The sequence below is a fragment of the Streptococcus chosunensis genome, from assembly GCF_003626515.1.
Classification (GTDB): Bacteria; Bacillota; Bacilli; order Lactobacillales; family Streptococcaceae; genus Streptococcus; species Streptococcus chosunensis.
The window spans coordinates 936711-959745 of sequence record NZ_RBCK01000001.1 but is presented as its reverse complement, the minus strand read 5'-3'; the positions used below and the strand labels follow the sequence as shown (position 1 = coordinate 959745).

The window sequence follows — 23035 nt, the reverse complement described above, 5'->3', positions numbered from 1 at the left end:
TTCCCTACTTTTTTGCTATAATGGAACTATGAATAACTTGATTAAATCAAAACTAGAGCTCCTGCCGACCAGCCCTGGTTGCTACATTCACAAGGATAAAAACGGCACCATTATCTATGTAGGAAAGGCTAAAAATCTGCGTAACCGCGTGAGATCTTATTTCCGTGGAAGTCATGATACTAAGACAGAGGCTCTAGTGTCTGAAATTGTGGATTTTGAATTTATTGTTACGGAGTCTAATATTGAGGCGCTTCTCCTAGAAATCAACCTGATCAAGGAAAACAAGCCCAAGTACAATATCATGCTCAAGGATGATAAGTCTTATCCTTTCATCAAAATCACCAATGAACGCTATCCTCGTTTGATTATTACCCGACAGGTCAAGAAGGACGGAGGTCTCTACTTTGGTCCCTATCCAGATGTGGGGGCAGCCAATGAAATCAAGCGGTTGCTGGATCGAATTTTCCCTTTTAGAAAGTGTACCAATCCACCGTCTAAGGTTTGCTTTTATTACCATATCGGTCAGTGTATGGCCCACACCATCTGTAAGAAAGATGAGGCCTATTTCAAGTCCATGGCTCAGGAGGTTTCTGATTTCCTAAAAGGGCAAGATGACAAAATTATTGATGACCTCAAGGGAAAGATGGCAACGGCAGCCCAGGCAATGGAATTTGAACGTGCGGCGGAATACCGTGATCTGATTCAGGCCATTGGAACGCTTCGAACCAAGCAACGGGTCATGGCTAAGGATCTCCAAAATCGCGATGTTTTTGGCTACTATGTGGACAAGGGCTGGATGTGTGTGCAGGTTTTCTTTGTCCGTCAGGGCAAGCTTATTGAGCGCGATGTCAATCTTTTTCCCTACTACAACGATCCGGACGAGGACTTCTTAACCTATGTGGGACAATTTTATCAAGAAAAATCTCACCTAGTTCCCAATGAGGTGCTGATTCCGCAGGATATCGATGAAGAAGCCGTTAAGGCCTTGGTAGATGCCAAGATTCTCAAACCCCAGCGTGGAGAGAAAAAACAGCTGGTCAATCTAGCCATAAAAAATGCTCGTGTTAGTCTGGAGCAGAAATTCAACCTGCTAGAGAAATCTGTTGAAAAGACTCAGGGGGCTATTGAAAATCTAGGACGTTTGCTCCAAATACCGACCCCAGTCCGCATTGAATCCTTCGATAACTCTAATATCATGGGGACCAGTCCTGTTTCAGCCATGGTTGTCTTTGTCAACGGGAAACCTAGTAAGAAGGATTACCGTAAGTATAAAATCAAGACTGTCGTTGGACCAGACGACTATGCCAGTATGCGTGAGGTTATTCGCAGACGTTATGGTCGAGTACAGCGTGACGGTTTAACTCCTCCAGATTTGATTGTCATTGATGGAGGACAAGGTCAAGTCAATATCGCCAAGCAAGTCATCCAAGAGGAACTGGGTTTGGATATTCCCATTGCAGGTTTGCAAAAAAATGACAAGCACCAAACCCATGAATTGCTCTTTGGAGATCCGCTAGAGGTGGTGGAGTTGTCTAGAAATTCTCAGGAATTTTTCTTCCTTCAACGCATCCAAGATGAGGTACACCGCTTTGCCATTACTTTCCACCGTCAACTGCGCTCCAAAAATTCCTTTTCATCACAACTGGATGGAATTGACGGTCTGGGACCTAAACGCAAGCAGAATCTTATGAAGCATTTCAAGTCTTTGACCAAAATCAAGGAAGCCAGTGTGGATGAGATTGTCGAAGTTGGAGTACCAAGAGCAGTAGCAGAGGCTGTGCAAAGAAAGTTGAACTCGCAGGAAGAAGTGGAGTTGTCTCAAGTGGCAGAAGATAGAGTAGATTACCAAACAGAAGGAGAACACAATGAATCATAAAATTGCAATTTTATCAGATATTCATGGCAATACGACAGCCTTAGAAGCAGTGATTGCAGATGCTAAAAATCAAGGAGTCAGTGAATACTGGCTTCTGGGAGACATTTTCCTCCCTGGTCCAGGTGCAAATGACTTGGTCGCTCTGTTAAAGGATCTTCCTATCACAGCCAGTGTTCGAGGCAATTGGGATGATTGTGTCCTTGAGGCCTTGGATGGTGAATATGGTTTGGAACATCCACAAGAAATCCAGTCAATGCGAATGACCCAGTTTTTGATGGAGCGAATGGATCCTGCAACGATTGTCTGGCTACGAAGCTTGCCTTTGCTGGAAAAGAAAGAAGTTGAGGGATTGCGTTTTTCTCTCTCACATAATTTACCTGACAAAAATTATGGGGGTGACTTGTTGGTTGGGAATGATACAGAAAAATTTGACCAACTGATAGATGAGGAAACGGACGTGGCAGTCTATGGTCATGTTCACAAGCAATTGCTTCGTTATGGAAGTCAGGGGCAACAAATCATCAATCCAGGTTCGATTGGTATGCCTTATTTTGATTGGGAGGCGTTAAAAAATCACCGTGCCCAGTATACCGTGATAGAAGTTGAAGATGGGGAATTGGTAAATATCCTATTTCGTAAAGTCGCTTATGACTATGAAGCGGAGTTAGAATTGGCCAAATCCAAGGGGCTTCCTTTTATCGAAATGTATGAAGAGCTACGACGAGAAGACAACTATCAGGGGCACAATCTGGAACTCTTAGCAAGCTTAATAGAAAAGCATGGGTATGTAGAGGATGTGAAAGATTTCTTGGAGGCTATAAAGTCAGAATATAAGATAGACTAGTTTCTTTAAGCAGCTGAAAAATAGTTGGAACTGGATGAGGGGAGTCCCTGATTTAAATGATGGGCTTCATTTTGTTTCTTATTTTTGCTGCAGTTTGTTTCTATGAAAAATCTCTGCAAGCTCTTTCAAAATATGGTAGAATGGAAGCAGTAGAATTAGAAAAGGAAATCGATTATGAAATTTCTTGAATTAAATAAAAAACGTCATGCGACTAAGCAGTTCACTGATAAGCCAGTTGATCCAAAAGATGTGCGTACGGCTATCGAAATTGCGACCTTGGCACCAAGTGCCCACAACAGCCAGCCTTGGAAATTTGTAGTGGTGCGTGAGAAAAATGCCGAACTAGCAAAATTGGCCTACGGTTCAAACTTTGAACAGGTATCATCAGCGCCTGTAACTATTGCCTTGTTTACTGACACAGATTTGGCTAAACGTGCTCGCAAGATTGCCCGTGTTGGTGGAGCAAAGAACTTCTCAGAAGAACAACTTCAGTACTTTATGAAAAATCTTCCAGCAGAGTTTGCGCGTTACAATGAACAACAAATCAGCGACTACCTAGCCCTCAATGCAGGTTTGGTTGCTATGAACTTGGTTCTCGCTCTTACAGACCAAGGAATCGGATCAAATCTGATTCTTGGTTTTGACAAATCAAAAATCAATGAAGTTTTGGACATCGAAGACCGTTTCCGCCCAGAACTCTTGATTACAGTGGGTTACACAGACGAAAAATTGGAACCAAGCTACCGCTTGCCAGTAGATGAAATCATCGAGAAAAGATAGAAAGAAGAAAAAAATGACAGTAATTGATTTTACAGCAGAAGTAGAAAAACGTAAAGAAGACCTCTTGACTGACTTGTTTAGCCTTTTGGAAATCAACTCTGAACGTGACGACAGCAAGGTTGATGCTGAGCATCCATTTGGACCTGGGCCGGTAAAAGCATTGGAAAAATTCCTTGAAATCGCAGACCGCGATGGCTACCCAACTAAGAATGTTGATAACTACGCAGGACATTTTGAGTTTGGTGATGGAGAAGAAGTTCTCGGAATCTTTGCCCACATGGACGTAGTGCCTGCTGGTAGCGGTTGGGACACAGACCCTTACACACCAACTATCAAAGATGGTCGCCTTTATGCTCGTGGTGCTTCTGATGATAAGGGTCCTACAACGGCTTGTTACTATGGCTTGAAAATCATCAAAGAATTGGGCCTTCCAACTTCTAAGAAAGTTCGCTTTATTGTGGGAACGGACGAAGAATCAGGCTGGGCAGATATGGATTACTACTTCGAGCACGTAGGACTTGCAAAACCAGACTTCGGTTTCTCTCCAGATGCTGAATTCCCTATCATCAACGGTGAAAAAGGAAATATTACTGAATACCTCCACTTTGCAGGAGAAAATGCAGGTGCTGCCCGTCTTCACAGCTTCACAGGTGGATTGCGTGAAAATATGGTACCTGAATCAGCAACAGCAGTTGTTTCAGGCGACTTGACTGACTTGCAAGCTAAACTAGATGCCTTTGTTGCAGAACACAAACTTAGAGGAGAACTCCAAGAAGAAAACGGTCAATACAAGGTGACCATTATTGGTAAATCAGCCCATGGTGCTATGCCTGCTTCAGGTGTCAATGGTGCGACTTACCTAGCCCTCTTCCTTAGCCAGTTTGACTTTGCTGGTCCAGCTAAAGACTACCTTGACATCGCTGGTAAGATTCTCTTGAACGACCATGAGGGTGAAAATCTCAAGATTGCTCATGTGGATGAAAAGATGGGTGCCCTTTCTATGAATGCCGGTGTCTTCCGCTTTGATGAAACAAGCGCTGATAATACCATTGCCCTTAATATCCGCTATCCAAAAGGAACAAGTCCAGAGCAAATCAAGTCAATCCTTGAAAACTTGCCAGTTGCTTCTGTTAGCCTTTCTGAACACGGTCACACGCCTCACTATGTGCCAATGGAAGATCCACTTGTTCAAACCTTGTTGAATGTCTATGAAAAACAAACTGGACTTAAAGGTCACGAGCAAGTTATCGGTGGTGGAACCTTTGGTCGTTTGCTCGAACGCGGAGTTGCCTACGGTGCCATGTTCCCAGACTCAATTGACACCATGCACCAAGCCAATGAATTTATCGCCTTGGATGATCTCTTCCGAGCAGCAGCAATTTATGCCGAAGCTATTTATGAATTGATCAAATAAAACGATAGAAGTCTGAGATTGTATGCTTAGACTTCTTTTTGGAGGGAAAGTAGATGTCTCAAATTGAAAGAATCAAGCAGGCTATTATGGCGGATCCGCAGAATGCCAGCTATACCGAACGTGGAATAGAACCTCTCTTTGCAGCGCCAAAGACTGCTCGCATCAATATCGTCGGTCAGGCACCGGGACTTAAAACCCAAGAAGCAGGCCTTTACTGGAAGGACAAAAGTGGTGACCGCCTGAGAGACTGGCTAGGTGTGGATGAAGATACCTTTTACAATTCAGGTTATTTTGCGGTTTTGCCAATGGATTTCTACTTTCCAGGGCATGGCAAGTCAGGTGACCTGCCACCGCGAACTGGTTTTGCTGAAAAATGGCATCCTCAGCTCTTGAAAGAATTGCCTGACATTCAGCTAACCCTCTTGATTGGACAATATGCTCAAGCCTACTATTTACAGGAAAAAATTAGTGGCAAGGTGACAGAACGGGTAAAACATTACCAGAACTATCTGCCAACCTATTTTCCACTAGTTCACCCCTCACCGCGAAATCAAATCTGGATGGCCAAAAATCCCTGGTTTGAGTCAGAAGTGGTGCCAGATTTGAAAAAAAGAATTAAAACCATTTTATAGTCAATGAAAATCAAAGAACAAACTAGGAAGCTAGCCGCAGGCTGTACTTGAGTACGGTAAGGCGACGCTGACGTGGTTTGAATTTGATTTTCGAAGAGTATTAGGAGAAAAAGAATGAAAGAAATAACCTTTGACGCATTTTACCAGCTTTACCAAAATGACCAACTTTCTTTAGTGGACGTGAGAGAAGTGGATGAGTTTGAAGCTCTTCATTTAGAAGGTGCTCAGAATCTTCCTCTGAGTCAATTAGCTCATACTTATGATCAATTGGACAAGGATCAGTTACATTATGTTATTTGTAAATCTGGAATGAGATCGGCGCGTGCTTGTCAATTCCTAGCTGAACAAGGTTATGAGGTTATCAATGTTCAAGGTGGTATGATGGCCTTTGAAGAACTTTAATACTCAATGAAAATCAAAGAGCAAACTAGGAAGCTAGCCGCAGGCTGTACTTGAGTACGGCAAGGTGAAGCTGACGTGGTTTGAAGAGATTTTCGAAGAGTATAAACATTAGAATTTTCTCCTACTTGGCGTGGACTGGGTAGGGGATGTTATTTTTAGACAATTCTCATTTTTGAGAATCTTGAAAACATTCAATATTTACTTCGTGAAGCTTTTTTCATACTCCTATTCATGATATACTAGGTCAGTATTTTATAAATATGAAGGAGATTTTCATGGCTAAAAAAGGTGCCCTAACAGGTTTACTCCTGTTTGGAATATTTTTTGGTGCGGGGAACTTGATTTTTCCGCCTTCTCTAGGTGCTCTATCTGGAGAACATTTTCTTCCTGCCATCGCAGGTTTTGTCTTTTCAGGCGTTGGTATCGCCGTCTTGACTCTTATTATTGGAACGCTAAATCCTAAAGGATATATCTACGAGATTTCTACAAAGATAGCGCCTTGGTTTGCGACTATTTACCTCTCAGTTCTTTACTTGTCAATCGGTCCATTCTTTGCTATCCCACGTACAGCTACAACAGCTTACGAAGTAGGGATTAGCCCTCTTTTGTCGGATGCAAATAAAGGTCTTGGTTTGATTGTCTTTACAGTTCTGTATTTTGCAGCAGCCTATTTGATTTCGCTTAATCCATCAAAAATCTTAGACCGTATCGGCCGTATTTTAACGCCAGTCTTTGCGATTTTGATTGTTATCTTGGTTGTTTTAGGAGCTTTCAAATATGGTGGAACAAGTCCTCAAGCTGCTTCAGCTGCTTATCAAGCTTCTGCCTTTGGTACAGGTTTCCTAGAAGGTTACAATACCTTGGATGCCCTTGCCTCAGTTGCCTTCAGTGTAATCGCAGTTCAAACCTTGAAACAACTTGGATTTTCAAGTAAGAAAGAATACATTTCAACTATTTGGGTGGTTGGTATCGTTGTTGCCCTTGCCTTTAGCGCTCTTTACATCGGTTTAGGTTTCCTTGGAAATCATTTCCCAGTACCAGCTGAAGCGATGAAGGGTGGAACACCAGGTGTTTACATCTTGTCACAAGCTACTCAAGAAATCTTTGGCTCAACAGCCCAACTCTTCCTTGCAGCTATGGTTACCGTAACCTGCTTCACAACAACAGTTGGTTTGATTGTGTCAACAGCTGAGTTCTTTAATGAACGCTTCCCACAAATCAGCTACAAGGTTTATGCGACAGCCTTTACCTTGATCGGATTTGCCATTGCTAATTTGGGTCTTGATGCGATTATCAAGTACTCAATCCCTGTACTGGTTATCTTGTACCCAATCACCATTGCCATCGTTATGATTGTCATTGTCAACAAATTTGTGGCTCTTTCAAAACCAGGTATGCAGTTGACAATTGCTGTGGTTACAGCTATTGCCATTGCAAGTGTATTAGGAAGCTCGTTTAAGGTTGAGTTTCTTGCGAATCTTGTCAACTCTCTTCCTTTTGCCAAGGCATCACTCCCATGGTTAGTACCAGCCGTTGTCGGAATCTTGCTCTCATTGGTTCTACCAAACAAGCAAGAAAGCGATGTTTTTGAAATGGAATAATCACTAAAATCACTTTTGTAGCAAAGTCTGCAGGAGTGATTTTCTTTTTTTATCCGATGATAAATGTGTTATAATAGGTAGCAAAAGAGGTGAAGAAATGAATCAAACAGTAGAATATATCAAAGAACTGACAGCCATTGCGTCGCCAACGGGCTTCACTCGGGAGATTTCGGACTATTTAGTCAAGACTATAGAAGGTTTTGGTTACCAGCCGGTTCGCACAGCTAAGGGTGGTGTCAATGTGACTATCAAAGGTCAAAATGATGAGGAGCATCGCTATGTGACTGCCCATGTGGATACGCTGGGTGCTATTGTTCGTGCTGTCAAACCAGACGGTCGTCTCAAACTGGATCGTATCGGTGGTTTTCCTTGGAACATGATTGAAGGAGAAAACTGTACCGTTCATGTGGCTAGTGCAGGTGAAAAAGTATCAGGAACCATCCTTATCCACCAAACTTCTTGCCATGTCTATAAGGATGCAGGAACTGCAGAACGCACGCAAGACAATATGGAAGTGCGTTTGGACGCCAAAGTAACTAGTGAAAAAGAAACTCGTGCTCTTGGTATTGAGGTCGGTGATTTTATCAGCTTTGACCCACGAACTGTCGTGACAGAGACAGGTTTTATCAAGTCTCGTCATTTGGATGACAAGGTCAGCGCAGCGATTTTGCTTAACCTGCTTCGTGTTTATAAGGAAGAGAAGATTGAATTGCCAGTAACAACTCATTTTGCTTTTTCAGTCTTTGAAGAAGTGGGACACGGTGCTAACTCTAATATTCCTGCTCAGGTAGTCGAATATCTGGCTGTGGATATGGGAGCTATGGGAGATGACCAGCAAACTGACGAATATACAGTGTCTATCTGTGTCAAGGATGCTTCTGGACCTTATCACTATGACTTCCGTCAACACTTGGTGGCTTTGGCGAAAGAGCAAGATATTCCATTTAAGTTGGATATCTATCCATTTTATGGTTCGGACGCTTCAGCAGCTATGTCTGCAGGTGCAGAAGTCAAACATGCCCTTCTAGGTGCTGGTATCGAGTCTAGTCATTCTTATGAGCGTACTCATATTGATTCGGTGGCCGCAACAGAACGAATGGTCGATGCTTATCTTAAGAGCGTATTGGTAGACTAATATGTGTTTGATTTGCCAGAGAATTGAGCTCATCAAGAAGGGAGAGAATCCCTACTTTGTCAAAGAGTTGGAAACAGGCTATCTTGTCATTGGAGATCACCAGTATTTTGCAGGCTATAGTCTCTTTCTAGCCAAGGAACACGTCACGGAATTGCACCATTTAGAAAAGGAAACGAAACTCCGTTTTCTAGAGGAAATGAGTTTAGTCCAAGAGGCAGTTGCTAAGACCTTTGCTGCCGAGAAAATGAATATCGAACTGCTAGGAAATGGCGATGCCCATCTTCATTGGCATCTGTTTCCTAGACGAAGAGGTGACATGAATGGTCACGGTCTCAAGGAACGTGGTCCAGTCTGGTGGGTTCCTTTTGAAGAAATGACAGCAGAAACCTGCCAAGCAAAACCTGATGAGATTAAAAGATTAGTCAAACGATTATCGTTAGAAGTAGATAAATTATTAGAAATAAAGGAGTAGAAATGAAAAAAAGATACCTTATCTTGACAGCCTTGCTAGCCTTGAGTCTAGCAGCTTGTTCACAAGAAAAAGCAAAAAATGAAGATGGAGTAGCTAAAACAGAACAAACAGCCAAAGCTGATGGAACAGTTGGAAGTAAGTCTCAAGGGGCTGCCCAGAAAAAAGCAGAAGTGGTCAATAAAGGTGACTACTACAGCATCCAAGGGAAATACGATGAAATTATCGTAGCAAATAAACACTATCCATTGTCAAAAGACTACAATCCAGGGGAAAATCCAACAGCCAAGGCTGAATTGCTCAAACTCATCAAAGCAATGCAAGAGGCAGGTTTCCCAATTAGCGACCACTACAGTGGTTTTAGAAGTTATGAAACTCAGACCAAGCTCTATCAAGATTATGTCAATCAAGATGGGAAGGCAGCGGCTGACCGTTACTCTGCCCGACCTGGTTATAGCGAACACCAAACAGGCTTGGCCTTTGATGTGATTGGGACGAATGGAGATTTGGTAACAGAAGAAAAAGCAGCCCAATGGCTTTTGGACCATGCAGCTGATTATGGATTTGTTGTCCGTTATCTTAAAGGTAAGGAAAAGGAAACAGGCTATATGGCTGAAGAATGGCACCTTCGTTATGTCGGAAAAGAAGCAAAAGAAATTGCAGAGAGTGGTCTCAGTTTGGAAGAGTACTATGGCTTTGAAGGCGGAGATTACGTCGATTAAAAAATAAACTTTTCTCTTGCAATTCTAGATAAATAGTGTATAATAGATGAGTATGTGTAAAGCATACTTGTGGGAGGTAAAAATCTTTAATTACCGCCAAAACCACAAAGGAGGATTTAAAAATGGCTAAAAAAGTCGAAAAACTTGTAAAATTGCAAATCCCTGCTGGTAAAGCTACACCAGCTCCACCGGTTGGACCTGCTCTTGGTCAAGCTGGTATCAACATCATGGGATTCACAAAAGAGTTCAACGCTCGTACAGCTGACCAAGCTGGTATGATCATTCCAGTTGTTATCTCAGTTTACGAAGATAAATCATTTACTTTCATCACTAAAACACCACCAGCTGCTGTTCTTTTGAAAAAAGCTGCAGGTGTTGAAAAAGGATCAGGTACACCTAACAAAACTAAAGTTGCTACAGTTACTCGTGCACAAGTACAAGAAATTGCAGAAACTAAGATGCCAGATTTGAACGCAGCAAACGTAGAGTCTGCAATGCGTATGATCGAAGGTACTGCTCGTTCTATGGGATTCACTGTTGTTGACTAATCAATAACACAGTAGAAAATCTCACAGCAGTCTATTAGTTGCTTTTCATACTAGGCAAGTGACTGAAGCTTGTACTTGGGTACAGCAAGGGAGCTTAACGAAGTAGGAAAAGAAAAATAATAGACTGAAAACCCGCAAGACTTCATCATTTCGAGGAGTGACGTGGGAGATGAAAATCGATTGAACCACTTACAAGGAGAATAGAAAATGGCTAAAAAAAGCAAACAACTTCGTGCTGCTCTTGAGAAAATCGACAGCACAAAAGCATACAGCGTAGAAGAAGCTGTAGCACTTGCAAAAGAAACTAACTTTGCAAAATTTGACGCAACTGTAGAAGTTGCTTACAACTTGAACATCGATGTTAAAAAAGCTGACCAACAAATCCGTGGAGCAATGGTATTGCCAAACGGTACTGGTAAAACTTCACGCGTTCTTGTTTTCGCACGTGGTGCAAAAGCTGAAGAAGCAAAAGCTGCTGGTGCAGACTTTGTTGGTGAAGACGACCTTGTTGCTAAAATCAACGACGGTTGGTTGGACTTCGACGTAGTTATCGCTACACCTGACATGATGGCTCTTGTTGGACGTCTTGGACGTGTCCTTGGACCACGTAACTTGATGCCAAACCCTAAAACTGGTACTGTAACAATGGATGTTGCTAAAGCAGTTGAAGAGTCTAAAGGTGGTAAAATCACTTACCGTGCTGACCGTGCAGGTAACGTTCAAGCAATCATCGGTAAAGTATCATTTGAAGCTGAAAAATTGGTTGAAAACTTTAAAGCTTTCAACGAAACAATCCAAAAAGCAAAACCAGCTACAGCTAAAGGAACTTACGTAACAAACTTGACTATCACAACTACTCAAGGTGTTGGTATCAAAGTTGACGTAAACTCACTTTAATCAGTAGTTTATATCAGAGAACGAGTACGAAAGTGCTCGTTTTTTTAGGTACGACGGACATTCCGTCCATCTGAGGTGTAAGTCCTCTGTGGGTACCATATACTAGTAAACTCAAAGGTGATTCCCAAGCCTGACTATTGTGAGTAGCTGATCGAACGGCATTAGGATAGACTATTTAAGTCTGACGTTGGAAATAATAATCGGCAGAGAAAGAGATAGAGAAATCTTGGCTATACGAATAGGCACGTTATAGTAAAGCGTATATAGCGGATAAGGAGGCCAGCAACTCTAAAGTACAAATATGTAGTCGTAACCTATATGCGTAAACTACGTGAGCAATTGAATTAGAACTAGAGAGGTGATTAATAGATTTATGCTATAGTCATGGCAGCTTGTATGCTTTTGATTCTAGTTTATCAAATAATAGATTAGAATTATCAGATAATATCATTTTATGTTATAATGAAGAAAAAATAGAGGTGTTCAAATGTCAGAAGCAGGTCATAAGTTTTTAGCAAAATTGGGGAAAAAACGCTTACGTCCAGGTGGAAAACGTGCCACAGATTGGTTAATTGCGGAAGGAGGATTTTCAAAAGAAAAGAGAATACTAGAAGTTGCGTGCAATAGGGGAACTACAGCAATTGAGTTGGCACAGCGTTTTGGTTGTAAGATAACTGCTGTTGATATGGATGGACAAGCTTTAGAAGTGGCTAAAAAATCTGCTGAAACGGCAGGTGTAGGTCATTTGATCAGGTTTGAAAGAGCAAATGCAATGAAACTTCCTTATGAAGATGCTAGTTTTGATATTGTTATAAATGAAGCTATGCTGACTATGCAAGCCGATCAAGCTAAGAAAAAATGTGTAATGGAGTATTTAAGGGTTTTAAAACCTGAAGGTCTTCTCTTGACACATGATGTGCTTCTTAAGGAAGCTAAAGAGTCTGTCAGACAGGAACTGTCACAAGCAATTCATGTAAATGTAGGTCCTTTAACTCGAGATGGTTGGGAACAGGTGATGATAGAATCAGGTTATCGTGATGTGAAAGTATTGACTGGTGAAATGACATTAATGAAATTATCGGGTATGATTTATGACGAAGGTTGGCTAGGAACCTTGAAAATTTGTGTAAATGCTTGTAAAAAGGAGAATAGAAAGCAGTTTTTAACTATGTATAAAATGTTCGATAAGAATAAAAAAAACTTGGGCTTTATTGCGATGGCTAGTCATAAATCGTCAAATCGTTAGATAATCATTGATGTTAACTTTTCCTTTCTTCTTTCTTAAAAAATATGCTATAATAGAGAGTAAAAAACTTTGAAAGAAAGAAAAAGATGAATTTAAAAGATTATATTGCAACAATTGAAAATTATCCGAAGGAAGGTATTACTTTCCGTGATATTAGTCCTTTGATGGCTGATGGGAATGCTTATAGCTACGCTGTTCGTGAAATCGTTCAATATGCTACTGACAAGAAAATTGATATGATCGTAGGGCCTGAGGCTCGTGGATTTATCGTGGGTTGTCCAGTTGCCTTTGAATTGGGAATTGGTTTTGCACCTGTTCGTAAGCCAGGTAAATTGCCACGCGAAGTCATTTCTGCTGACTATGAAAAAGAGTACGGTGTTGATACCTTGACTATGCATGCTGACGCTATTAAGCCAGGTCAACGTGTTCTTATCGTGGATGACCTCTTGGCAACAGGTGGAACTGTTAAGGCAACTATCGAAATGATTGAAAAACTTGGTGGTGTTGTAGCAGGTTGTGCCTTCCTTGTTGAATTGGATGACTTGAACGGCCGTGAAAAAATCGGTGACTACGATTACAAAGTTCTTATGCATTATTAATGAAAAACAGTCCCTAGGGCTGTTTTCTCTACATTAGGATATAAAAATAGACTATAGCTAGTTAGAGAAAAACTATAATTGAAAACTATATCTTCTTGCAGTATAATAAAAGGACTAAGTGTTTGAGATTTGGCTTCAAACATATGCAATGATTCCTGAAAGAATACAGTTAGGAGAAGGTTATGCCGATTCGAATTGATAAAAAATTGCCAGCTGTTGAGATTTTACGGACAGAGAATATCTTTGTCATGGATGATCAACGTGCGGCCCACCAAGATATCCGTCCCTTGAAAATTTTGATTTTAAACCTAATGCCCAAAAAAGTGGTCACAGAGACCCAGTTGTTACGGCATTTAGCAAATACTCCTTTGCAATTGGACATAGACTTTCTCTATATGGAGAGCCACCGTTCCAAGACGACTCGTGCAGAGCATATGGAGACTTTTTATAAAACTTTTCCTGAAGTCAAGGACGAGTATTTTGATGGGATGATTATCACAGGGGCTCCGATTGAGCATTTACCATTTGAGGAAGTGGACTATTGGGAGGAATTCAGTCAGGTGCTTGAGTGGTCCAAGACCCATGTCTATTCGACCCTTCATATCTGTTGGGGAGCTCAGGCTGGACTCTATCTTCGCTATGGAGTGGAAAAACACCAGATGGACAGTAAGTTATCGGGTATTTATCCTCAGGACACTTTAAAGGAAGGTCATCTTCTCTTTAGAGGATTTGACGATAGCTACGTATCACCTCATTCTCGGCATACGGAGATTTCTAAGGAAGAGGTCTTAAATAAAACCAATCTTGAGATTTTATCAGAGGGCCCGCAGGTTGGGGTTTCGATTTTGGCCAGTCGGGATTTACGAGAAATTTATAGTTTTGGGCATTTGGAATATGACCGTGATACCTTGGCAAAAGAGTATTTTAGGGATCGTGATGCAGGTTTAGATCCACATATTCCAGAAAATTACTTTAAGGATAATGATGTTAATCAGACACCTTGTCTTTGTTGGTCTTCATCAGCAGCCCTCTTTTTCAGTAACTGGGTGAATTATGCGGTCTATCAGGAAACCCCTTTTGACTGGAGAAAAATAGAAGATGATGCATCCGCATTTGGGTATTTATAAGAGGAATTATGACATATTTAGACGCTTTTAAATCAGGGAACTTGGTTTTACCGAGTGCCCTTCTCTTGCATTTTAAGGAACTCTTTCCTTCTAGCGACGATTTTCTGGTCTGGCAATTTTTTTATTTGCAAAATACGACAGGTTTGGATGAAATGTCGCCAAGCCAGATTGCTGAAAGGATTGGCAAGGAGATTTCGGATGTCAATCAGGCCATTTCCAATCTGACGGAGAGGGGACTGCTTCAATATCGAACCATCGAATTGAATGGTGAAATCGAATTGCTTTTTGATGCTTGTTTAGCTTTGGAACGTTTGGATGACCTGCTTGGAGCAGTTCATTCAAGTTCAGACCAGTTGACACCTCAAAATCAGCTCAAGGATTTGGTGGAAACCTTCCAGCAGGAGTTGGGACGCTTGTTGACCCCTTTTGAGATTGAGGATTTGACCAAGACTCTTAAGGAAGATGGGACCAGTGCTGACTTAATTAAGGAAGCTCTTCGTGAAGCTGTTTTGAATGGAAAACCAAACTGGAAGTACATTCAGGCGATTTTAAGAAACTGGCGCCATGAAGGCATTAAAAGTGTGGCTCAAGTGGAGGCTAAACGAGCAGAGAGAGAAGCAAGCAATCCTCAGTTGACACAGGTATCTGCAGATTTCAGAAATGCTATGGATCTCTGGAAGGATTAATCCATGTAAGCAGGCTTGAAATCCGAGTAAGATTTGCAAGCTGTGTCTAATTGTGATAAAATAAATAGAAAATAAATTGAAAAAAGAGGTATGTGAAATGTCACGTAAACCATTTATCGCTGGTAACTGGAAAATGAACAAAAATCCAGAAGAAGCTAAAGCATTCGTTGAAGCAGTTGCATCAAAACTTCCTTCATCAGATCTTGTTGAAGCAGGTATCGCAGCTCCAGCTCTTGATTTGACAACTGTTCTTGCGGCTGCAAAAGGTTCAAACCTTAAGGTTGCTGCTCAAAACTGCTACTTTGAAAATGCAGGTGCTTTCACTGGTGAAACAAGCCCACAAGTTTTGAAAGAAATCGGTACTGATTACGTTGTTATCGGTCACTCAGAACGCCGTGACTACTTCCATGAAACTGACGAAGATATCAACAAAAAAGCAAAAGCAATCTTTGCAAACGGTATGCTTCCAATCATCTGTTGTGGTGAGTCACTTGAAACTTACGAAGCTGGTAAAGCTGCTGAGTTTGTAGGTGCTCAAGTATCTGCAGCATTGGCTGGATTGACTGCTGAACAAGTTGCTGCATCAGTTATCGCTTACGAACCAATCTGGGCTATCGGTACTGGTAAATCAGCTTCACAAGACGACGCACAAAAAATGTGTAAAGTTGTTCGTGACGTTGTAGCTGCTGACTTTGGTCAAGAAGTTGCGGACAAAGTTCGTGTTCAGTACGGTGGTTCTGTTAAACCTGAAAACGTTGCTTCATACATGGCTTGCCCAGACGTTGACGGTGCCCTTGTTGGTGGTGCGTCACTTGAAGCTGAAAGCTTCTTGGCATTGCTTGACTTTGTAAAATAATCGACTCTTTATTAACATTATTTGGTTGAAGAAAAGCTAAAATCGAGAAAGGACAAATATCGTCCTTTCTTTTTTGCTATTAAAGCGGCTAATGTAGACCATTTTATTCGAACTCTTCCTGGTGGTTATATCATGGAGATGAACCAAGACTCCAGCAATATTTCCCTCGGGCAAAAACAACTGTTGACCATCGCGCTTGCTATTCTAGCTAATCCTAAAATTCTCATTTTAGATGAGGCGACTTCCTCTATTGATACCCGTTTGGAACTCTTGATTCAAAAAGCTATGAAACTGTTGATGAAAGGAAGGAACAGTTTTGTCATCGCCCGCTGTCTCTCGATCATTCAAGAAGCAAATGAGATTCTCGTTCTTAAGGATGGTTAGATTATTGAGCAGGGAAATCACGAAAGTGTACTCCAAGCGAAAGGTTTTTTATTATGATCTTTACCATAGTCAATTTTCAAGTAAATCTTATAAAGTAAGCTAATCAGAACTAACTAAACTTTTCTTAAATTATCAGTCTATTGCAACTTTTCTCATGTGAGTCATTTGGCTTGCTATTGGTTTTCCTTAGTAGTATACTAAGGTAGTAATCATTAAGAAGTGGTTACAAATAATAATGAATGAGGTAAAATAAAATGGTAGAATTGAAAAAAGAAGCAGTAAAAGACGTAACATCATTGACAAAAGCAGCGCCAGTAGCATTGGCAAAAACAAAGGAAGTATTGAACCAAGCTGTTGCTGATTTGTATGTAGCTCACGTTGCTTTGCACCAAGTGCACTGGTACATGCGTGGTCGTGGTTTCCTTGTATGGCATCCAAAAATGGATGAGTATATGGAAGCTCTTGACGGTCAATTGGATGAAATCAGTGAGCGTTTGATCACACTTGGAGGAAGCCCATTCTCTACATTGACAGAATTCCTTCAAAACAGTGAAATCGAAGAAGAAGCTGGTGAATACCGTAATGTTGAAGAAAGCTTGGAACGTGTGCTTGCTATCTACCGTTACTTGTCAGAACTCTTCCAAAAAGGTTTGGATGTCACTGATGAAGAGGGTGATGATGTGACAAACGGTATCTTCTCAGATGCTAAAACTGAAACTGATAAAACAATCTGGATGCTTGCCGCAGAACTTGGACAAGCACCTGGTTTATAAGATAAATGCATCCCTTTCTATCATGAGTTTCTGTATCACTACTCATGATAAACTATCTTTTAAAAATCATGTAGCAGACAAAGTTACATGATTTTTTCTTTGCTTCTCCGGCGACTCATTTGTCAAAATGCTGATTTTAAGGTATAATAGTTGCTGTTCGAGAAATTTTGATTTTCAAAGAATAGTGAATGATGATAAGGAGAAACCATGAACAACCTACCAAATTGCCCAAAATGTAACTCAGAGTATGTCTACGAAGACGGTGCCCTACTGGTTTGCCCAGAGTGTGCTTATGAGTGGAATCCTGCTGAAGTTGCAGAAGTAGAAGAAGGCCTTGTCGCTATCGATGCCAACGGAAATAAATTGGCTGACGGTGATACTGTAACCCTCATCAAGGACTTGAAAGTAAAAGGTGCGCCAAAAGATTTGAAACAAGGAACGCGCGTGAAAAATATTCGCATCGTAGAAGGCGACCACAATATCGACTGTAAAATCGATGGCTTTGGTGCCATGAAACTCAAATCAGAGTTTGTGAAGAAAATTTAAGCATGTCAAAGCACTATAAACTTGTATTTTATAGCCGTATCTTCTTGTTTCTAGCGGCTTTTACGGGAGTTTATCTTGAAATCGCCAAGCATGGTGGATTTGGGATGTTGCTCTATTATACGGTTCTGTCCAACCTTTTAGTAGCGATTTTTACGCTCTATCTCTTAAAGATTATGAGCCATTTAGGTGAAAACTGGCAAAGGCCAAGTCTCTTGCGCTTAAAAGGTGGGGTCACCATGAGTATCATGATTACCTGTGTGATTTACCATTTCCTCTTAGCGCCCATTGCGACTAATTTCTATACTCTAGAAAATTTCCTTTGCCACTATATCGTTCCCCTTTGGTTTTTAGCGGATACCCTCTTTTTTGACAAACAGGGTCAATACAAGATTTGGGATCCAATTGTGTGGACGATTTTACCCTTGCTGTATATGATTTTTGCTCTTTTTAATGGCTTGGTACTGAAACTTGATGTTCCTAATTCTAAGGTCAGTCCCTTCCCTTACTTCTTTTTGAATGTGAACAAGGGGTGGGATGTCGTGTTCAAGTGGTGTCTGATTATCTTTGTTGCCTATATGGTGGCAGGATTTATCTTCTACTTTATTAAGCAAATCAAGAGAAAGTCATCCTAAGATACAAGGGATTCATTTTCAAGTTTAAGAAGGAGTCTGTACACCAAAGAGGCTTCTTCTTTTCTTGCTTGTTTGATAACTATCAAAAAAGTAGAAGATTAAAGAGAAATATAGAAAGAGATTTCATGAAACAATTTTTAGAACGGGCCAGTATTTTGGCTCTCTCCCTCGTTTTGATTACATCCTTTTCCATCTCGAGTGCCCTACCAGCCATGTTTGACTATTATCAAGGTTATCCTAAGGAACAAATTGAGCTTTTGGCGAGCTTGCCTTCCTTTGGGATCATGATCATGTTACTACTAAATGGTTTCTTAGAAAAAATATTTCCTGAGCGCTTACAGATTAGTTTGGGTTTACTGATTTTATCACTGAGCGGGACGGCTCCCTTCTGGTATCAAGCCTATCCCTTTGTCTTTGGAACACGGATTCTCTTTGGTTTAGGTGTTGGGATGATTAATGCCAAGGCCATTTCCATTATCAGTGAACGTTATCAAGGGAAAACGCGAATTCAGATGTTAGGGCTACGCGGTTCTGCAGAGGTCGTTGGAGCGTCCCTCATTACCTTGGCAGTTGGTCAGTTGTTGTCCTTTGGTTGGACAGCTACTTTCTTAGCCTATAGTGCTGGATTTTTGGTACTGACCCTCTATCTGCTCTTTGTCCCTTATGGAAAGAAAAAGAAAGAAGTCAAGAAAAAAGAGAAGGAAGCAAGCCGTTTAACTCGTGAAATGAAAGGCTTGATTTTTACCCTAGCTATTGAAGCGGCAGTTGTAGTTTGTACCAATACAGCTATTACTATTCGTATTCCAAGTTTGATGGTGGAAAGAGGACTTGGGGATGCCCAGTTATCTAGTTTTGTCCTTAGTGTCATGCAGTTGATCGGGATTGTGGCTGGTGTGAGTTTCTCTTTCTTGATTTCTATCTTTAAAGAGAAATTGCTTCTCTGGTCTGGTATTACCTTCGGCTTAGGGCAAATTGTGATTGCTTTATCTCCATCCTTGTGGGTGGTAGTGGCAGGAAGCATTCTGGCTGGTTTTGCATACAGTGTAGCCTTGACGACGGTCTTTCAACTTGTCTCTGAAAGAATTCCAGCTAAACTCCTCAATCAAGCAACCTCATTTGCGGTTTTAGGCTGTAGTTTTGGAGCCTTTACGACTCCATTTGTTCTAGGGGCAATTGGATTACTAACTCACAATGGGATGCTGGTTTTTGCCATCTTAGGATCCTGGTTGATTGTAACCTCTATTTTTGTCATGTACCTACTTCAAAAGAGAGCTTAGGATTGATTCCTAAGTTTTTCTTTTCGTGAATATTGTACCCGGACAATTGTGAGTTTTCTAGCTTGTTACGAGTCTATTTTCTTGATAAAATAGAAGTTATGACGAGATATAAAGCAACTATTTCCTATGATGGTTACGCCTTTGCTGGCTTTCAGCGCCAGCCTCATGCGCGGAGCGTTCAGGAAGAAATAGAAAAAACCTTGACCAGGTTAAATAAGGGGCAAGCTATTACTGTTCACGGTGCTGGTAGGACAGATAGTGGGGTTCATGCCCTGGGACAGGTGATTCATTTTGACCTGCCTTATCAAATGGATGAGGAGAAGCTCCGTTTTGCTTTGGACACCCAGTCCCCTGAAGATATTGATGTGATTTCGATTGAGCTTGTGGCGGATGATTTTCATTGCCGTTATGCCAAGCACAGTAAGACCTATGAGTTTATCGTGGATAGGGGCCGTCCCAAGAATCCTATGCGCCGTCACTATGCCACTCACTTTCCCTATTCACTCGATGTGGAACGCATGCAGATTGCAATCAAAAAGTTAGAGGGAACCCATGATTTCACTGGCTTTACAGCCTCTGGGACTAGTGTAGAGGATAAGGTTCGAACCATCACAGAAGCTAGTTTAACAGTTAATGAGACAGGTCAGTTTTTGACCTTTACCTTTTCAGGAAATGGTTTCTTGTATAAGCAGATCCGCAATATGGTGGGGACGCTGCTCAAAATCGGCAACAACCGTATGCCAGTAGAGCAGATTGACCTCATCTTGGAGAAAAAGGACAGGCAGCTTGCAGGTCCCACTGCAGCACCAAATGGTTTATATTTAAAGGAGATTCGTTATGAAGAATAATCGTATTTTAGCACTTTCTGGGAATGATATTTTTAGTGGTGGTGGCCTGTCAGCTGATTTGGCTACCTATAACTTGAACGGCTTGCATGGCTTTGTAGCAGTGACTTGCTTGACAGCCTTGACGGAAAAGGGCTTTGAAGTCTTTCCAACTGACGATGCCATTTTTCAACATGAATTAGATAGCTTGCGTGATGTGGAGTTTGGGGGAATTAAGATTGGTCTTCTTCCTACTGTCAGTGTGGCTGAGAAGGCTTTGGACTTTATCAAACAACGCCCAGGAGTGCCTGTGGTTCTGGATCCTGTCTTGGTTTGCAAGGAAACACACGACGTAGCTGTAAGTGAACTCTGCCAAGAATTGATTCGCTTCTTCCCTTATGTCAGTGTGATTACGCCTAATCTTCCTGAAGCAGAATTATTGGCAGGTCAGGAAATTAAAACCTTGGAAGACATGAAAACTGCAGCTCAGAAATTGCATGACTTAGGAGCGCCAGCAGTCATTATCAAGGGAGGCAATCGCCTTAGTCAGGACAAGGCTGTGGATGTCTTTTATGATGGACAAAACTTTACAGTCCTAGAAAATCCTGTTATCCAAGGGCAAAATGCTGGTGCAGGTTGTACCTTTGCCTCAAGCATTGCCAGTAACTTGGTTAAAGGTGATGAACTTTTAGCAGCAGTAGAAAGCTCTAAGGCTTTCGTTTACCGTGCCATCGCACAAGCAGATCAGTATGGAGTAAGACAATATGAAGCAAACCAAAACAACTAAAATCGCCCTTGTATCCCTATTAACCGCCCTCTCTGTGGTTCTAGGTTATTTCTTAAAAATTCCAACACCGACAGGCATTCTAACTCTTTTAGATGCGGGTGTCTTCTTTACGGCCTTCTACTTTGGTAGTCGTGAAGGGGCTGTAGTAGGAGGACTAGCAGGTTTTTTGATTGACCTCTTATCAGGCTATCCTCAGTGGATGTTCTTTAGCTTGGTCAACCATGGCTTGCAGGGATTTTTCGCAGGATTTAAAGGAAAAACTCAGTTGTTAGGCCTTATCTTAGCAACGATTGCTATGGTAGGGGGTTACGCCTTGGGTTCTACATTGATGAATGGCTGGGCATCAGCCCTACCAGAAATTCTACCAAATTTCATGCAAAATATGGTAGGGATGATTGTAGGATTTATCCTTAGTCAAAGTATCAAGAAGATTAAGTAAAGAGTCTGAGCCAAAAGTCTTTCAAATATAAAAAACGCATAGTATCAGGTGTTGAATGAACTGCACCCCAAAAGTTAGACAGAAAAAATCTAACTTTTGGGGTGTTTTTATTATGAAATTAACTTATGATGATAAAGTTCAAATCTATGAACTTAGAAAACAAGGATATAGCATAGAGAAGCTTTCAAATAAATTTGGGATAAACAATTCTAATATTAGGTACATGATTAAATTGATTGATCGTTACGGAATAGAGTTCGTCAAAAAAGGAAAAAATCGTTACTATTCTCCTGATTTAAAACAAGAAATGATTCATAAAGTCTTACATGAATGCTGGACTAAAGATAGAGTTTCTCTTGAATACGGCCTCCCGAGTCGTACGATACTTCTTAATTGGCTAGCACAATACAAGAAAAACGGGTATACTATTGTTGAGAAAACAAGAGGGAGAGCACCTAAAATGGGACGTAAGCCAAAAACGAGACCTGAAGAGAGGACAGAATTAGAACGTCTTCAAGCAGAAAATGAGTATCTGAGAGCGGAGAATGCCGTCCTAAAAAAGTTAAGAGAACTCCGATTGAAGGAGGAAAAAGAGAAAGAAGAAAGACAGAAATTGTTCAAGAATTAATGACTGAGTTTTCGTTAGATATTCTTCTAAAAGCCATTAAACTAGCTCGTTCAACCTACTACTATCACTTGAAACAGCTAGATAAACCAGATAAGGACCAAGAACTTAAAGCTGAAATTCAATCCATTTTTATCGAACACAAGGGAAATTATGGTTATCGTCGGGTTCATTTAGAACTAAGAAATCGTGGTTATCTGGTAAATCAGAAAAGAGTTCAACGCTTGATGAAAGTACTCAATTTACAAGCTAAAATGCGACAGAAACGAAAATATTCTTCTCATAAAGGAGACGTTGGCAAGAAAGCAGATAACCTCATTCAACGCCAATTTGAAGCAGCCAAACCAATAGAAAAGTGCTACACAGACGTGACAGAATTTTCCATTCCAGCAAGTGCTCAAAAGCTTTACTTATCACCAGTTTTAGATGGCTTTAATAGTGAAATTATCGCCTATAATCTTTCAACTTCACCCAACTTAGAACAAGTAAAAACAATGTTGGAACAGGCATTCACAGAGAAGCACTACGAAAATACAATTCTCCATAGTGACCAAGGCTGGCAATATCAACACGATTTTTATCATCAGTTCCTAGAGAGTAAGGGAATTCAAGCATCCATGTCACGTAAAGGTAACAGTCCAGACAACGGTATGATGGAATCTTTCTTTGGCATTCTGAAATCGGAGATGTTTTATGGTTATGAGAAAACCTTTAAATCACTTAATCAATTGGAACAAGCCATTGTTGACTATATTGATTACTACAACAATAAACGAATTAAGGTAAAACTAAAAGGACTCAGTCCTGTACAATACAGAACTAAATCCTTTGGATAAATTAATTGTCTAACTTTTTGGGGTCAGTACAGAAGAACTTTAATACTATGCGTTTTATTGTGGGAAGATTTTCTAAGC

General features: G+C 41.0%; 25 protein-coding genes and 1 pseudogene. All 26 read left to right on the top strand.

Going from position 1 to position 23035, the window contains the following annotated elements:
• The first annotated feature begins 28 nt into the window (after positions 1–28).
• The 26 genes and pseudogenes from uvrC (at position 29) to D7D54_RS04510 (ending at position 22957) form a co-directional block, all read left to right on the top strand.
• Entirely contained in the window at positions 29–1876 is a 1848-nt protein-coding gene (gene uvrC, locus D7D54_RS04645) for an excinuclease ABC subunit UvrC (protein ID WP_020902101.1), read from the top strand.
• Positions 1866–2720: a metallophosphoesterase family protein gene (locus D7D54_RS04640; RefSeq protein WP_020902100.1), complete on the top strand. Its 855-nt coding sequence runs from the start codon at positions 1866–1868 to the stop codon at positions 2718–2720. The genes uvrC and D7D54_RS04640 overlap by 11 nt, the downstream gene beginning before the upstream one ends.
• 174 nt (positions 2721–2894) lie before the next feature.
• A complete protein-coding gene (locus D7D54_RS04635; protein ID WP_023947890.1) occupies positions 2895–3500 on the top strand; it encodes a nitroreductase family protein in 606 nt (201 codons plus the stop codon).
• Between the two features lie 13 nt (positions 3501–3513).
• The gene (gene pepV, locus D7D54_RS04630) at positions 3514–4914 is read left to right on the top strand and encodes a dipeptidase PepV (RefSeq protein WP_020902098.1); all 1401 of its coding nucleotides are present in this window, start codon (positions 3514–3516) and stop codon (positions 4912–4914) included.
• Positions 4915–4967: 53 nt separating this feature from the next.
• Complete coding sequence (locus D7D54_RS04625) at positions 4968–5546, top strand: uracil-DNA glycosylase family protein (RefSeq protein ID WP_020902097.1); 579 nt, start codon at positions 4968–4970, stop codon at positions 5544–5546.
• 114 nt (positions 5547–5660) lie between these two features.
• A complete protein-coding gene (locus D7D54_RS04615; protein ID WP_120718921.1) occupies positions 5661–5948 on the top strand; it encodes a rhodanese-like domain-containing protein in 288 nt (95 codons plus the stop codon).
• A 275-nt stretch (positions 5949–6223) separates the two neighbouring features.
• Positions 6224–7549 (top strand): branched-chain amino acid transport system II carrier protein, encoded by a 1326-nt coding sequence (gene brnQ, locus D7D54_RS04610; protein WP_162496589.1) that lies wholly within the window; start codon positions 6224–6226, stop codon positions 7547–7549.
• Between the two features lie 97 nt (positions 7550–7646).
• Positions 7647–8684, top strand: coding sequence for a M42 family metallopeptidase (locus D7D54_RS04605; RefSeq protein WP_120718919.1), 1038 nt, complete (start codon positions 7647–7649; stop codon positions 8682–8684).
• A 1-nt stretch (position 8685) separates the two neighbouring features.
• A complete protein-coding gene (locus tag D7D54_RS04600) occupies positions 8686–9156 on the top strand; it encodes an HIT family protein (protein WP_120718918.1) in 471 nt (156 codons plus the stop codon).
• Between the two features lie 2 nt (positions 9157–9158).
• On the top strand, positions 9159–9875 hold the full coding sequence (gene ldcB / locus D7D54_RS04595) for an LD-carboxypeptidase LdcB/DacB (RefSeq protein WP_120718917.1): 717 nt from the start codon (positions 9159–9161) through the stop codon (positions 9873–9875).
• A gap of 122 nt (positions 9876–9997) precedes the next feature.
• Positions 9998–10423 (top strand): 50S ribosomal protein L11, encoded by a 426-nt coding sequence (gene rplK, locus D7D54_RS04590; protein WP_001085807.1) that lies wholly within the window; start codon positions 9998–10000, stop codon positions 10421–10423.
• A gap of 207 nt (positions 10424–10630) precedes the next feature.
• On the top strand, positions 10631–11320 hold the full coding sequence (gene rplA / locus D7D54_RS04585; protein WP_001085675.1) for a 50S ribosomal protein L1: 690 nt from the start codon (positions 10631–10633) through the stop codon (positions 11318–11320).
• Positions 11321–11807: 487 nt separating this feature from the next.
• Positions 11808–12566: a class I SAM-dependent methyltransferase gene (locus D7D54_RS04580; protein ID WP_020902090.1), complete on the top strand. Its 759-nt coding sequence runs from the start codon at positions 11808–11810 to the stop codon at positions 12564–12566.
• Positions 12567–12652: 86 nt separating this feature from the next.
• Positions 12653–13165, top strand: coding sequence for an adenine phosphoribosyltransferase (locus D7D54_RS04575; protein ID WP_020902089.1), 513 nt, complete (start codon positions 12653–12655; stop codon positions 13163–13165).
• Between the two features lie 182 nt (positions 13166–13347).
• Positions 13348–14292, top strand: coding sequence for a homoserine O-acetyltransferase MetA (gene metA / locus D7D54_RS04570; RefSeq protein WP_120718916.1), 945 nt, complete (start codon positions 13348–13350; stop codon positions 14290–14292).
• Between the two features lie 8 nt (positions 14293–14300).
• A complete protein-coding gene (locus tag D7D54_RS04565; protein WP_120718915.1) occupies positions 14301–14978 on the top strand; it encodes a DnaD domain-containing protein in 678 nt (225 codons plus the stop codon).
• A gap of 97 nt (positions 14979–15075) precedes the next feature.
• A complete protein-coding gene (gene tpiA / locus D7D54_RS04560; RefSeq protein WP_000087893.1) occupies positions 15076–15834 on the top strand; it encodes a triose-phosphate isomerase in 759 nt (252 codons plus the stop codon).
• 75 nt (positions 15835–15909) lie between these two features.
• A pseudogene (locus tag D7D54_RS04555) lies at positions 15910–16321 on the top strand (ATP-binding cassette domain-containing protein); the annotation flags it as partial.
• Between the two features lie 151 nt (positions 16322–16472).
• On the top strand, positions 16473–16991 hold the full coding sequence (locus D7D54_RS04550; RefSeq protein WP_004237560.1) for a Dps family protein: 519 nt from the start codon (positions 16473–16475) through the stop codon (positions 16989–16991).
• 207 nt (positions 16992–17198) lie between these two features.
• Positions 17199–17537 carry a zinc ribbon domain-containing protein YjdM gene (locus D7D54_RS04540; protein WP_120718914.1) on the top strand — a complete coding sequence of 113 codons (339 nt, stop codon included), beginning with the start codon at positions 17199–17201 and terminating at the stop codon, positions 17535–17537.
• 2 nt (positions 17538–17539) lie between these two features.
• On the top strand, positions 17540–18169 hold the full coding sequence (locus D7D54_RS04535; RefSeq protein WP_120718913.1) for a Pr6Pr family membrane protein: 630 nt from the start codon (positions 17540–17542) through the stop codon (positions 18167–18169).
• 125 nt (positions 18170–18294) lie between these two features.
• Entirely contained in the window at positions 18295–19446 is a 1152-nt protein-coding gene (locus D7D54_RS04530) for an MFS transporter (protein WP_120718912.1), read from the top strand.
• Between the two features lie 98 nt (positions 19447–19544).
• Positions 19545–20294, top strand: coding sequence for a tRNA pseudouridine(38-40) synthase TruA (truA, locus tag D7D54_RS04525; RefSeq protein ID WP_049510665.1), 750 nt, complete (start codon positions 19545–19547; stop codon positions 20292–20294).
• Positions 20284–21057 (top strand): bifunctional hydroxymethylpyrimidine kinase/phosphomethylpyrimidine kinase, encoded by a 774-nt coding sequence (locus D7D54_RS04520; protein WP_070478558.1) that lies wholly within the window; start codon positions 20284–20286, stop codon positions 21055–21057. The genes truA and D7D54_RS04520 overlap by 11 nt, the downstream gene beginning before the upstream one ends.
• Entirely contained in the window at positions 21035–21496 is a 462-nt protein-coding gene (locus tag D7D54_RS04515; RefSeq protein ID WP_120718911.1) for an ECF transporter S component, read from the top strand. The genes D7D54_RS04520 and D7D54_RS04515 overlap by 23 nt, the downstream gene beginning before the upstream one ends.
• 112 nt (positions 21497–21608) lie before the next feature.
• Positions 21609–22957, top strand: a protein-coding gene (locus D7D54_RS04510) for an IS3 family transposase (protein ID WP_120719025.1) whose coding sequence is annotated in 2 segments (ribosomal slippage) — positions 21609–22050 and positions 22050–22957 — 1350 coding nt in all. Because the reading frame shifts where the segments join, the coding sequence is not laid out codon by codon here.
• The last annotated feature ends 78 nt before the right edge of the window (positions 22958–23035 follow it).